Source organism: Capnocytophaga sp. G2, assembly GCF_035282625.1.
In the GTDB taxonomy this organism is placed as follows: domain Bacteria; phylum Bacteroidota; class Bacteroidia; order Flavobacteriales; family Flavobacteriaceae; genus Capnocytophaga.
On the sequence record NZ_JAYKBU010000002.1, the window covers coordinates 123,683 to 137,394 of the forward strand.

At 35.8% G+C, this 13,712-nt stretch carries 12 protein-coding genes; 6 read left to right on the forward strand and 6 right to left on the reverse strand.

Annotated elements, in window-relative coordinates; translation table 11 throughout:
- Nucleotides 1-78 precede the first annotated feature (78 nt).
- Nucleotides 79-393: a hypothetical protein gene (locus VJJ03_RS02150; protein ID WP_323973550.1), complete on the forward strand. Its 315-nt coding sequence runs from the start codon at nt 79-81 to the stop codon at nt 391-393.
- A gap of 63 nt (nt 394-456) precedes the next feature.
- Here VJJ03_RS02150 and VJJ03_RS02155 read toward each other — a convergent pair whose 3' ends face one another.
- The 6 genes from VJJ03_RS02155 to VJJ03_RS02180 all read right to left on the reverse strand — a co-directional run bounded on the left by VJJ03_RS02155 (nt 457) and on the right by VJJ03_RS02180 (nt 7,836).
- Entirely contained in the window at nt 457-1,308 is an 852-nt protein-coding gene (locus VJJ03_RS02155) for a CPBP family intramembrane glutamic endopeptidase (RefSeq protein ID WP_323973552.1), read from the reverse strand.
- Nucleotides 1,309-1,621: 313 nt separating this feature from the next.
- Nucleotides 1,622-4,018, reverse strand: coding sequence for a TonB-dependent receptor (locus tag VJJ03_RS02160; protein ID WP_009746451.1), 2,397 nt, complete (start codon nt 4,016-4,018; stop codon nt 1,622-1,624).
- A gap of 231 nt (nt 4,019-4,249) precedes the next feature.
- Entirely contained in the window at nt 4,250-5,521 is a 1,272-nt protein-coding gene (gene purD, locus VJJ03_RS02165; protein WP_323973554.1) for a phosphoribosylamine--glycine ligase, read from the reverse strand.
- 29 nt (nt 5,522-5,550) lie between these two features.
- Nucleotides 5,551-6,504 (reverse strand): phosphoribosylaminoimidazolesuccinocarboxamide synthase, encoded by a 954-nt coding sequence (locus VJJ03_RS02170; RefSeq protein ID WP_323973556.1) that lies wholly within the window; start codon nt 6,502-6,504, stop codon nt 5,551-5,553.
- A 131-nt stretch (nt 6,505-6,635) separates the two neighbouring features.
- Nucleotides 6,636-7,331, reverse strand: coding sequence for an OmpA family protein (locus VJJ03_RS02175; protein ID WP_009746447.1), 696 nt, complete (start codon nt 7,329-7,331; stop codon nt 6,636-6,638).
- Between the two features lie 10 nt (nt 7,332-7,341).
- On the reverse strand, nt 7,342-7,836 hold the full coding sequence (locus VJJ03_RS02180) for a lipocalin family protein (RefSeq protein WP_009746446.1): 495 nt from the start codon (nt 7,834-7,836) through the stop codon (nt 7,342-7,344).
- Nucleotides 7,837-8,417: 581 nt separating this feature from the next.
- On the opposite strand from VJJ03_RS02180, the gene VJJ03_RS02185 reads away from it, so the two are divergent.
- From VJJ03_RS02185 to mreD, 5 genes are all read left to right on the forward strand, one after another.
- On the forward strand, nt 8,418-8,735 hold the full coding sequence (locus VJJ03_RS02185) for an HU family DNA-binding protein (RefSeq protein ID WP_009746445.1): 318 nt from the start codon (nt 8,418-8,420) through the stop codon (nt 8,733-8,735).
- 216 nt (nt 8,736-8,951) lie between these two features.
- Nucleotides 8,952-10,493: a ribonuclease E/G gene (locus VJJ03_RS02190; protein ID WP_323973560.1), complete on the forward strand. Its 1,542-nt coding sequence runs from the start codon at nt 8,952-8,954 to the stop codon at nt 10,491-10,493.
- An 811-nt stretch (nt 10,494-11,304) separates the two neighbouring features.
- On the forward strand, nt 11,305-12,333 hold the full coding sequence (locus VJJ03_RS02195) for a rod shape-determining protein (protein WP_009746441.1): 1,029 nt from the start codon (nt 11,305-11,307) through the stop codon (nt 12,331-12,333).
- Nucleotides 12,334-13,176 carry a rod shape-determining protein MreC gene (gene mreC, locus VJJ03_RS02200; RefSeq protein WP_009746440.1) on the forward strand — a complete coding sequence of 281 codons (843 nt, stop codon included), beginning with the start codon at nt 12,334-12,336 and terminating at the stop codon, nt 13,174-13,176. It abuts the gene before it with no gap.
- On the forward strand, nt 13,169-13,687 hold the full coding sequence (gene mreD, locus VJJ03_RS02205) for a rod shape-determining protein MreD (protein ID WP_009746439.1): 519 nt from the start codon (nt 13,169-13,171) through the stop codon (nt 13,685-13,687). Before mreC ends, mreD begins: the two co-directional genes overlap by 8 nt.
- The last annotated feature ends 25 nt before the right edge of the window (nt 13,688-13,712 follow it).

Below are 13,712 nucleotides of genomic sequence, written 5' to 3' on the forward strand. Positions count from 1 at the left end.
GTAGGAAAAAAATTGCACATTGACTAATTTTCCTTATATTTGTCACAGAATTTTATTGTACTAATATACAAACAAACAATGAATGCAGAATTATACTTAAAAAAAGCTATTTTACAATTAGCTAGAGGATTGGAAACAAAAAGTATAGAAAGCTTAAATAAAGTACTTGAAATAGGGGGTGATGATAAAATAAGTCTTATCAAAGCACACCTCATATTTGCTGAATACTATATAATGAAGGGTAATTTCCCTGAAGCAGAGGAACATCTATCTTATATTAGTAACATGTACGAGGACAGTGATGAAGAATTTGACGACTTACTAAATGATGAGTTTTTTGAAGCTGATATGCTTATGGATATCATAGAACGTTTCCGTTTTCTAAGGAAATAATTAACAAATTTGCTAATTAGTAAACTCCCCGTGTAGTATGAGTATCGCATGGGGATTTTGTTCCTACTGTTTCTCTTTGGCAATCCTGATTTTGCGTAGCCATAAACCAACACCGAGGTACAACAGACAAGGAATAATTCCTGAAACGGGTGAAATAAGTATATCTTTACCTGTTTCAATGAAAATATGCTTGTCATACATCAAACTGTAGATGGTGGTATCCTCAATAATGTGCATCCACACTGCGGGCCAGATAGAGCCCGTAAGGCGGAAAAGTTCAGTATACATCACTGTCCACAAGGTGCAGTTCACTAAAGCCAACACGCAAAAGGTTATCTTGTCGTAAGGGAATAAAGCAAATAGCTGTTCGGGTTTTACAAAGTAGAAGAAGTAAGGCCAATGCCACGAGCACCACACTACCCCCACGATGAGGTAGAGCCATATATCTTTCAGCTTCAAACTAAGCAAACGAGCGGTGAGATACCCCCGCCATGATGATTCTTCAAAGAAATTCTTTACAAATTCTGCTAATACAAAAATACCAAACCCCGCAAAGTAGTTTGTCCAATGGATTTGCACTTTCAGCCACCCAAAAAGTTCTCCAATAAGCAGGCTAATGGCAATCACCACAGGATAAATAAGCGTAGCCACCCCGTACCACCGCACGTTTTTCTTGATAAGCGGACGCAGTCCTGCATCACGCCAACCATCGCCCATAAAGGTGCGTAACACGAGCCAAGTCAGCACTGGGGCAGCTATAAAAATACCCATTCCTTTAGTACCATTGCTGGTATTGCTGAAATCACCTGTGGTTTCTCCCGTAAGAGAATCTACCCATACCCCTATCCAGCCACAACTGAGGGCGACGAGAATAAAAATGCATAAATGCCTAATTGTTTGTGCTTGATGGTTCATCTTTTAAAAAGATTTGATTAAAAAATCTTATATTTGATTGGTCTACAAACAATTAAATATAATAAACAACTTAGAGCAAAGTTATAAAAAATTCTTGAAGTACTGTCAAATTTCTTTGAAAATAAAGTTTAAAGTTATCAGAGAAGAAAACCTAAAATGTCTGATTTATAGAGGTAATCCGTTTAATCTTAACAGTATAATAGGTTTATAATTATGATAATCCTCTGTTCTTACACTCTATTAATAGGTTCAAAAAATCCAGTATAACTCTCTGTTATACTGGATTTTCATAGTTATTATTGTCAGATAAGAATTAATTCAGTGACAAGGAGAGTCCCATAAAGTAAGTACGAGGATGTTGTGGTCCGTAGATATAATCAGCATCACGGTCTTTGCCTTTGTCAAAATCCTTCTGGTATTGGTCAAAGATATTCTTTACCCCTGCAAAAACCTCCAATTTATAATTATCTTTTAGAGTAAAAGCGTAGGAAGCCCGTAGGTTTTGCTCGTAAAAATTAGGTGACTTTACTATGATTTGTTCTCCTGATTCAGCATCAATTACATGAGGAACATACATTTGTCCTGTGAATACGCCATTATAGCTGAGCTTAAGTGGAGCAATAGGGTTATAGGATAGGGTAGTGTAGCCATATAGGTCAGGAGAGCGCATCACACGGTCAGAAGTAACCTTCTTGGGCGCAGCAGTATCTTCATTCTCCCAAATGGTTTGCTCCTCTGAGAAGCGAGATTGCTGGTAAGTAAGCCCTGTTTGCCATACCCATTTTGTTCCGAAGGAAAAATTCGCCTCTACATTCATTCCCATGATATTGAGGTAATCTGTAGCATTGGTTTTTAGCTTATGTTTGATATTGCCTATATCGGTGAGATCTTGGTTGATAAAGCGGTTATTAATACGTGTATAGAATCCCTCTAAGATAAGGTTTGCTTGGGTGTTCCCTTCTCTTTTAGTATAATTCAGAGAGGCAGTATAGCTATTGGAGGTTTCACTGGTGAGGTCTTTGTCTAATTCCACAAAGATAGGATCTCCATCCAATACCTCCGTATGTAAGTCCTCGTCAAAAGCTTGAGGAGCTCGGTAACCTTGCGCAAAGGAACCTCGTAGTTTGAGAGTTTCACTAAGGTCATACATGGCAGTAAGGCGAGGAACAAATTTGGATATCTGTTTGTTGGAATCCTTATCTACACCACCAAAGCGGTAGCTACCCTTGATATCTACATAATCATAACGGCTACCCCCAAGTAAGGTTAGCTTTTTTACAGGATTCCATTCCACTTGTAGGTAGTTGCCGTAGGTACGTACGGTTTGGTCTACGGAGCGATTTTGTCCTACATAGTTATCATTTACCTTGTCATACTTGTACTCACTTCCTAAAGAAAGGTTCAGTTCAGGAGTGATGGTATAAGCATATTGTGCACCACCTACACCTACTAATTCTGTAGTATGTCCGTACTTCGCTAATGCCTTGAAGTACTCTTTTTTGTCCTCTTCGCCGAGGGCATCAAAGTCTTCTTTGCTATTAACTGCATAACCTAAGCCACCTCCGTAATATCCATCTCTATCGGTATATTGGGCAGAAGTGTATAGGGAGAATTTGTGAGCAAGATCTTCAGAAAATCGTTCAAGGGAGAGATCTCCTGCTACAATGCGATGACGTAACTGCTCTGTAATATCGGATTCATGAGGAAGTAAGTCAAATTTGTTTCCTCCACGACGAAATTCATTGATACTGTTTAAGTTGAGTTTTATTTTACTATTCTCTGCAGGATTCCAAAAGGCATCTGCTCCGAAAGTAGTGTTATGTAGCTTGGTAATTTCCGAATAACTATCATCATTGGCATCGTAAGGCTTACGGTTACGTTGGTAGGCAAAGAGAGTGAGTCCCTTGTCAAAATCATCAGAGACTACCGATGCATTGGCAAAGAGAGTATTGTCAGGAGTACCGTCCTTAAGCAGAGAGAGACTATTGCCTACAGAAAAAGTATTGCGAGTAGGATCCTTGGTAAGGATATTTACAGTACCGCCTATAGCATTTCCCCCATAGAGAACGGATCCAGCTCCCCTGACAACCTCTACACGGTCAATCATATTGGCAGGAATCATCTCTAAACCATAAACCCCTGCCAATGAAGAAAATACAGGACGACCGTTTACTAATATCTGAGAATATGAACCTTCTAATCCATTAATACGTAATTGGTTAAAGCCGCAGTTCTGACAATTGGTTTCAGTACGCAGGCCAGGAGTGAAGTTAAGACCTTCAGCAAGACTTAGTGATTGAGTAGTTTCAAATATATGCCCTGTAACTTTACTAACCACCACTGGAGATTTATATTGAGGGATAATATTACGGGTGGCAGTAACAACCACTTGATCTATCTCTAACAAGTCCTTTTGCAAGACAAAATTCTGAGTGATAGTCTCTCCTTCAGTAAGAGATATTTTCTGGTTAATAGTTTTAAACCCTACGGAAGAAACGCTCAGGTTATATTCTCCAGAAGTAACTTTTATGGAATATTCCCCAGTGGCTTTGCTACTAGTACCTTTTACCTCATTTCCTTTACGCAGAATAACATCTGCTCCAAAAACAGGCTTCCCCTCAGCCGTAATTTTTCCTTTGAAAGTAACCTGTTGTGCTACAGAAAATAAAGGAATAAAGAAAAACATCATACAACGAATAATAGTTTTCATACTTGAAATTTTATTATATATAATACAGTAATTAAATTTTAGGCAAAACTAAAAAATATTTTTTATATACGAAAACAAAAATACAATTATTTTATTTTGTATAAGTAGTTGATTTATTTATAATTATGTATATTATTTGCTTAATGAGTAAATTTCGAGACAAAAAATAATGTAGAAACGTTCTTAATATGTACATTTCTACATTAAAAAATATTAAATTTTGAGGGAAAATTATAAGTCTGATCCGATATCTTTCCGGTAGTACATATTTTCAAAATATATATTTTTAATTTGACTATATGATTTTTTTAGAGCATCCTTAAAATTATGATCTAAGGAGGTAACAGCCAACACACGTCCACCCGCAGAGAGTATGTTTCCTCCTTTTTGGATAGTACCTGCATGGAATATAATGCTCTCGGATTCACTATTAAGTCCTGAGATAACTTTTCCTTTCTGATAATCCTCTGGATATCCGCCAGAAACCACCACCACGGTAGTAGCACTTTTGGGGTCTATAGAGAGCTTTATTTTACTTAGTTCACCCTTAGCGGTAGCTTCCAAGAGGGCTACAAGGTCTGTTTGTATGCGAGGAAGTACTACTTCAGTTTCAGGGTCGCCCATACGTACGTTGTATTCAATTACATAAGGGTCTTCCTCCACTTTGATAAGCCCAATGAATATAAAACCATGATAAGTAATTTGCTCTTTCTTAAGTCCTTCAATGGTAGGCTTTATGATGCGTTCCTCTATTTTTTGCATGAAGGTAGCATCTGCAAAAGGTACTGGAGAGACAGCTCCCATGCCCCCTGTATTAAGTCCAGTATCTCCTTCTCCTATACGCTTATAATCCTTAGCCGTAGGAAGAATTTGATAGGTATTTCCATCGGTAAGGACAAAGCAACTAAGCTCTATTCCTTTGAGGAATTCCTCAATGACTACCTTTTGGCTGGCACTGCCAAATTTTTCCTCTAAAAGCATCTTCTTGAGTTCTGCTTGAGCTTCTTGTAAATCCTCTAAGATAACCACGCCCTTTCCTGCAGCAAGTCCATCAGCTTTTAGTACATAGGGAGCTTGCATACCTTCCAAGAAATGCAATCCTTCATTAAGAGTCTCTTTAGTAAAACTCGCATAGCGAGCAGTAGGGATATAATGACGCTGCATGAACTCCTTAGCGAACTCTTTGCTACCTTCTAAGGTAGCTCCCCTCTGTGAAGGACCTATAACGGCTATATGGTTAAGTTCGGGTTCTTCAAGAAAGAAATCAAAAATTCCCTTAACTAGAGGTTCCTCCGGTCCTACTACGACCATTTCAATATTTTTTTCTAAGCAAAAGCGCTTTATCTGAGAAAAATCAGTAGCTCCTATGGCTACATTCTCTCCTTCTAAAGCAGTACCAGCATTTCCTGGGGCAATATAAAGATGCTCACATAGGGGACTTTTGGAAAGTTGTTTGGCAAAAGCATGTTCTCTGCCCCCTGAACCTAATAAGAGTATATTCATTTGATTGAAAAATTAAGAATAAAGTGGGGTTATAGCAAGCTATGTAAGTATTCACTTACATTAGTATAGATACGTTCTTTAATATTATGAGTATCGGCTTTAATAAACTTTTTTCCTAGCAGATGTTCATAGAGTTCTATATATCGCTCGGAAATAGCAGTGATATGGGCATGGGTCATTTCGGGAATCTTTTCTCCTGCTTTGCCCTGAAAACCATTTTCAATGAGCCATTGGCGTACGAATTCTTTGGAGAGCTGTTTTTGAGGTTCCCCTTTCTTGAGACGCTCTCCATATCCCTCTGCATAGAAATAGCGAGAGGAATCCGGAGTATGGACTTCATCTATAAGGACAATGGTGCCATTTTTTGTCTTTCCAAATTCATATTTGGTATCTACTAAAATAAGTCCTTTTTCTTTTGCCAATTCACTACCACGCTTAAAGAGTGCATGGGTATATTGCTCTATGATGGCATAATCATCAGCGGTAATAATCCCTTTTTTTAAGATTTCCTCTCGGGAAATATCCTCATCATGTAAGCCATTGTCTGCCTTAGTGGAAGGGGTGATGATAGGAGAGGGGAGGGGTGCATTTTCCTGTAGACCTTCGGGAAGTACAACTCCACAGAGGGTGCGCTTTCCTGCTTTATATTCCCGGGCGGCATGCCCCGCCAGATAACCACGGATAACCATTTCTACTTTGAAGGGAGTACATAGCATTCCTACCGATACATTGGGATCCGGAGTTGCCAAAAGCCAATTGGGGACAATATACTTGGTCTGTTCCATGCATTCGCTGGCTATCTGGTTGAGGATTTGTCCTTTGTAAGGAATCCCTTTGGGGAGAATGACATCAAAAGCGGAAAGCCTATCAGTGGCTACCATTACCAAAAGATCGTCTCCTATGGTATATACATCGCGTACTTTCCCTTTGTAGACAGTTTTTTGATTTTTGAAAGAAAAATCAGTGGAGATAATACTATTCATAGAGTTCTATTTTTTGGCAAATATACGAATAAAAATGATTAATAGTAAACATTTATCCATAAAAAAAGAGGCTACCCTTTTCGGACAGCCTCTTACAATAGAATAACTAAAACAATAATAACTATGAAAATTTATTTTTCTGCTTGTTGTTTTGCTTGTTCTTTCATTTTTTCATTAGGAACAATAACAACATTCACACGTCTGTTCTTAGCACGGCCTTCTGCTGTACTGTTATCATAAGCGGGCTGGGTAGCTCCGAACCATTTGGTAGTGAAGCGAGAGGCATTGAGTCCATTGGTAGTGAAGAAATTGGTTACTGCTTTGGCTCGTTTCTCAGAAAGAGTCATGTTATAAGCAGCTTTCCCTGTACTGTCGGTATGCCCTGCTACAATTACATTGGTATCAGGATATTCTTTAAGAACACTTACCATTTTGTTAAGGATGGTTTGTGCTTCAGAGGTAAGAGTGGCTTTGTTGAATTCAAAAGTAACTCCACTTTTTTCATCAAAAGTAACTACAATACCGTCATCTACTCGCTTTACTTCCGCACCTGGAATTTCTTCCTCAATTTTTTTAGCTTGTCTGTCCATTTGGTTACCAATAATAGCTCCTGCAGCACCTCCTACAGCGGTACCAATAACAGCACCGAGTTCGCTATTGCCGCCGCTACCTACATTATTTCCAAGGATAGCTCCAAGGATAGCTCCACTGGCAGCTCCTACTACGGCTCCACGTTGGGTTTTGTTTGAGTTATTATAGGCTTCACAACCGGCAAGCAGAGAAGCCGTTACCAAAAATAAAGTTATGTTTCTAAATACTTTTGTCATAATTAATTATTTAATTTTTTGAGAAATTCATAGTGATTACAAAGGGCTTTCCATCCACACGGACAGTTTGTTCCCAGCGCATTTCATTTTCAGAGAGATATGCTAAGTGAAGACGTACTCCTGCATTGGTCTCGGACTGATACTTTTCATTGGTAGGCTTTAACAGAAAGTCATAATAACCGGTAGTTTTATCCATCTCTTGTACAGTAAAGATAAAATGACGATCTCCTCCTGCACATCCTGCCTTATTGATAGCATAGATACCACGATAGTTGTTAGGAACAAATTTCCAATAGCTACCCTCAAAACATTCTTTAGATGTATCATTTAGCAGGGTAATATCATATTTTCCTTTTTCATTATAGGTAATAGAGGAAAGTGTCCATTCTCCTTTGATTACTTTGTTAGCTTGACGGGTACCCTGTGTACTCTTAGCTATAGTCCCTTGTGTTTTACAAGAAATAGCTACTACACTGATCATGAATAAGAATAAAATTTTTTTCATTCGTCCTAAATTATTATATGTTTTGGGCGCAAAATTATTAGTTTTTTCTATTATTAATCTATTTTTTAGTGATATTTAACACTCTATAGCAATGTTTCATAGTCGCTAAGGTGTGTAAGTTATTTGTTATTAGACGATTAATATAAAAAACAAACAGATGATTTTTGATATATTTAACGGTTTATTAATAATGGAAGAGGATGCTTTTCCAAATAGTATAGTTAGGAACTAATATTGAAAATAAAATTTTTTGAAAGAAACTTTTAATACTATAGTCCAGAAATTCAAGTTTCTCTTAAGAGAAATCAAGGAGCAAAAAGCTCTTTCTTCCCCTAGAAAAATCCAGTATTAAGCCGTATTTGCTGTATTTATTACCTTATTATAAGAAAAGGAAAAATAGATAAAAAATTTTTTCTATTAACTTGTTGGTTTGTAATTTATTCGTATATTTGCACTCTCAAAACGATTGGAAAACAGAGGTAAAAAATAATTGTTTTTTAAGGGTAAAAATAAGAAAAAGATCTCTGTAAAAAAGTGAAAATGAACTAATTGAAATAACTTGTCTTTAAAATAGAAAAAATATGACAAAAGCAGAAATTGTAGCAAAAATCTCTGAAAAGTTAGGGATTGAGAAAACAGAAGTGCAAAACACTGTAGAGCACTTTATGGAGGAAATAAAAGCTTCTTTGGAAAAAGGAGACAATGTGTATTTGAGAGGTTTCGGAAGTTTTATTGTTAAAGCACGAGCAGAAAAAACAGGAAGAAACATCTCTAAAAATACTACTATCACCATTCCTGCACATAATATTCCTGCATTCAAGCCAGCAAAAGTATTTGTGCAAGCCGTAAAAACAAAGGTGAAAGTAAAAGCTAAAGCTAAAACAGCTAAAAAGAAATAAAATAACGGAGTATTAATTTTTTAAATTTCAAACGAAAATGCCAAGCGGAAAGAAAAGAAAAAGACATAAAGTGGCTACACATAAACGCAAAAAAAGAGCAAGAGCTAACCGACACAAAAAGAAAAAGTAGTTATATAACTACTTTTTCTCGTTTTGTTTGTTAAAAAAAGGTATTTTATATCTTACTGAAATATAATATATTAAAATCATAACAGAATGACCAAAGAATTAATTATACGTTCTGGGGCTTCTGATGTTGATTTTGCCTTACTCAAGAATGGTCGCCTAATAGAACTCCATAAGGAAGAGGATTCCTCGGGAATTGCCGTAGGAGATATCATGCTTGCTAAAATTCATAAACCTATTCAGGGACTGAATGCTGCCTTTGTGAATGTAGGTTATGAAAAGGATGCTTTTCTGCACTATCATGACTTAGGTCCTCAACTGGCTTCCTTGTTGAAGTTTATTAAGGAGGTTTCCTCAGGTAAGCTTAAGGATTACTCTCTGAAGGACTTTAAGCAAGAACCAGATATTAATAAGAATGGAGCTATAAGTGATGTGCTTAAAGCAGGACAGCCTATATTGGTGCAGATAGTGAAGGAACCTATCTCCACCAAAGGGCCGCGAATAAGTTCAGAGCTTTCTATTGCTGGACGGTATTTAGTATTGGTGCCTTTTTCAGAAAGAATATCTATCTCTCAAAAAATAGAAAATAAAACTGAAAAAGAACGATTACGAAGAATTGTCCAAAGTATCAAGCCTAAGGGGTTTGGAGTGATTATTCGTACAGTCGCTCAGGATAAAAAAGTAGCTGATTTGGATAGAGATTTGCAAAATTCCTTCCAAAGATGGGTACAGATGTGTAAGAAAATATCTCAGGGGACTTTTCCCTCCAAGATACTTAGTGAGATGAATAGAACAGGTGCCCTTCTTAGGGATATGTTTGATAACTCTTTCACGGGAATCCATGTGGATAATGAAGCCCTTTATAATCAAATACGAGATTATCTACAAGAAATTGCTCCTGAGCAGGTGAATATTGTTAAACTATATAAGTCCTCAGTGCCTATTTTTGAGAAATTTCATATAGAAAGGCAGATAAAAACAGGATTAGGACGTACGGTTTCTATGACTAAAGGTGCTTATTTGGTGATAGAGCATACCGAAGCCCTACATGTAATAGACGTTAATAGTGGAAATCATTCTAATAAGGCAGAAAATCAAGAAACTACTGCTTTTGAAGTGAACCTGATAGCAGCAACTGAAATTGCCCGACAGTTACGATTAAGAGATATGGGAGGCATTATTGTAGTGGATTTCATAGATATGAGTAATGGAGAGAACCGACAAAAACTCTTTGATGCACTCAGAGAAGAAATGAAAGATGACCGCGCAAAACATAAAATATTACCTCCAAGTAAGTTTGGACTTATACAAATTACACGCCAGCGTGTACGTCCTGAAATCAACATCAAAACCAAAGAAGAAAACCCTAGTAAATTAGGAGAAGTAGATGCTCCTATAGTTCTTATAGAACAGATTACTACTACACTTGAAGAAATTATTTATCAAAGCAACTACAACGGAAGAATTACTTTAAATATACATCCATTTATAGCGGCTTACCTAACAAAAGGTATTTTCTCTATACGTTTTAAGTGGTTTTTGAAATATCAAAGATGGATACGTATCCTACCCAGAGATGCATATTCGTATCTTGAATATCGTTTCAAAACAAAGGAGGGAACTCCTCTGTAGTTTAAAATATTTAAGAAGCTACTCTTTTGAGTAGCTTTTCTCTTCCTTCTTTCTTATAAAGGATAATAATGTCTTTAATGTGATATTTGTTGTAGCATCGATTATTTTTAAAGCTATCTTTATTGTAATATACAAATAATAATATTTTATTCAATAAAAGATTAAAAAATGTATTATAAGTTCATATTTTGCATTTTATGAGACTGTATTTGAGTATAATATATGTAATTTTGTAAATAAATTTATATAATCATAATATTGTTGTTTAAATATTAAAAATTTATGTATAAAGTTAAATATGTTTTAAAAATTATAGGTGTTTATTGATTTTTTATAACTTTGCAATGTTTTAAATGAATTGATCTGTAAAAAGAGTTTTTCCTGGCCTTTTCGAGCGTAGAGGAATAGAATTATTATGAGATGAAAGAATAAATTCATGTTCGTTAGCCTTTTGGAAAATATAAAGAAGAGGAATTATGAGTTCTTTAGAATAAGTATATATTTTTCTGTGAGCTACCCGTATAATAATCATATTTTTTAAAATGAAAGTTATTAATATTCAATAAATCTTTTATGTTTCTTAGTAGGTAAAACCATTCTATTTTAGAATGGTTTTATTTTTTAAAACATTGTGAACTAATTATTTGTAGTAAAGTTGACAAAAATAATAAAAAACATTCTGCTTAATGTTTTTTCTTTGAAGATTTTTTGTTATCTTTGACGGCTAAAAAGTAGTTTTTGATTACATTTAAAAAACACTTATATTTTTCTTAATTAAAAAGATATTTTAATATAAAAATAAAGGAATATAATGGGACTTTTTGATTTCTTAACAGAAGAAATAGCGATTGACTTAGGAACTGCCAATACACTTATTATTCATAAAGATAAGGTTGTAGTGGATAGTCCCTCTATAGTGGCTCGTGACTTGAGCTCTAATAAAATCATTGCAGTAGGAAGAGAAGCACAGCTAATGCAAGGGAAAACTTATGAGCGTATCAAAACCGTTCGCCCACTTAAGGATGGAGTAATTGCTGACTTTGATGCTTCCGAACAAATGATAAATGCCTTTATAAGGAGTATCCCCCCGTTGAAAAGGAGATTCTTCTCTCCCTCCCTTAAAATAGTAGTGTGTATCCCTTCCGGAATTACTGAGGTGGAGATGAGAGCGGTAAGAGAGTCCTGTGAAAGGGTTAATGGTAAAGAAATATTTCTTATTTATGAACCTATGGCAGCTGCCATAGGAATAGGGTTGGATATTATGCAACCGAAAGGGAATATGATTATTGATATAGGAGGAGGAACTGCAGAGATAGCAGTCATAGCCTTAGGAGGGATTGTTTGTGATAAATCTGTAAAAATAGCGGGTGATGTCTTTACCAATGATATCATCTATTACATGCGTACACGCCATAACCTCTATATAGGAGAAACTACAGCCGAAAATATAAAAATTAATACAGGTGCCGCCATTGAGGAAATTGACTCTCCACCTGATCCTATGCCTGTACAAGGAAGAGACCTCCTTACCGGAAAACCAAAACAAGTGGAAATATCCCATCGGGAGGTAGCTAAAGCCTTAGACAAATCCATCCTTCGCATAGAAGATGCTATTATGGAGACACTTTCCCAAACACCTCCAGAGTTAGCAGCAGATATTTATAATACAGGAATCTATATGGCAGGAGGAGGCTCCATGCTCCGTGGCTTGGACAAACGTATATCCATGCGTACAGACTTACCTGTATATGTAGCTGAAGACCCTCTTCGTGCTGTGGTGAGAGGAACAGGAATTACCTTGAAGAATATTCAAAAATTTAAAACTATCTTGATGAAGTAGATGCGCCTTATCTTATTATTTTTTAAACGACAGAAGGATTTTTTAGTTTTTTTAGTACTCTTCTTACTTTCCTTTGCGCTTGTGATTGATGCAAATTCATTTCAAAAATCTAAATTTCTGTATATCGCAAATGGTGTAACAGGGAATATTTTTCTTATTCAAAATGGCATTGAAAAGTATTTCTACTTAAAGCAACAAAATGAATCCCTTTCACAAGAAAATAGAAGGCTACAGGAAGAATTACTTAAAATAAAAGCAGAACGTTTAGAGGAATTATCACAAAAACCTATTTTGTTATTCTCTCCAAATACTTATTCTGTTTTCCGTGCTGAGGTAATTAAGAATAGTTACCATTTGGCAAAGAATTACCTGATTATTAATAAAGGAGAGAAGGATAGTATACGTGAGGATATGGGGGTGGTTTCTCCGCAAGGTATTGTAGGAATTATTGATAAGACTTCAAGAAATTTTTCTTCAGTACAATCTGTATTGAATTCTTTATCTAAGATTAGTGCGACCCATCTGAAATCTGGTTATTATGGTACTCTTTCGTGGGACGGCAAGGACCCTACAGTAGTGCAACTCTCGGATATCCCAAGTTTAGCTACTATCTCAGTAGGAGATACTATTGTAACTGCAGGGCATTCTAATATCTTCCCAAAAGGAATTCCTATAGGAAAGGTTAAAGATGTCAATGCCAATACAAGGGATAACTCTTTGCTTTCTAATGTAATACTGTTCTCAAATATGAGGCAATTACAGCATGTATATGTTATTAAGAATAGGGAACAAGAGCAGATAAAAGAATTAGAAGAAGAAATACAACAAACTCAGAATGAATAATCTAATCTATATTTTTCAGCTATTAGGATGGGTACTTCTACAGGGGATTATTCTCAGTAATATAAACTTATTTGGGTATGTGAATCCAGCCTTGTATTTACTTTTCTTTATGACCTTTCCTTTTTTTGAAAATAAAACACCTCTGCTTATTTTGGCTGTGTTAGCAGGGCTTATTATTGATATTCTTTCCCATACAGGAGGGGTATATACCTGTGCTACCTTGTGTGTGGTATTCTTAAGACCTATATTAGTACGTCTTTTTTTTGGACAAACTTTTGATGAACAGTTTATTAATCTGCGACAAGTAAGTCTTACCTTACGAATCCTTTATATCTTTTCTTTTGTTCTTATTTTTCATCTTATTTTTTCCATTTTGGAAACATTTCAATGGCAATTATGGTTATTTTCTCTTCATAAAACTTTGATAAATGTACTTTTTTCAGGAGTTGTATGCTTACTTGTAGAACAAATAATAGGAAATCCTAAGCGGAAAGAGGAATCTTATAGATAAAAAAATAAGGCTTTATACAAGCCTT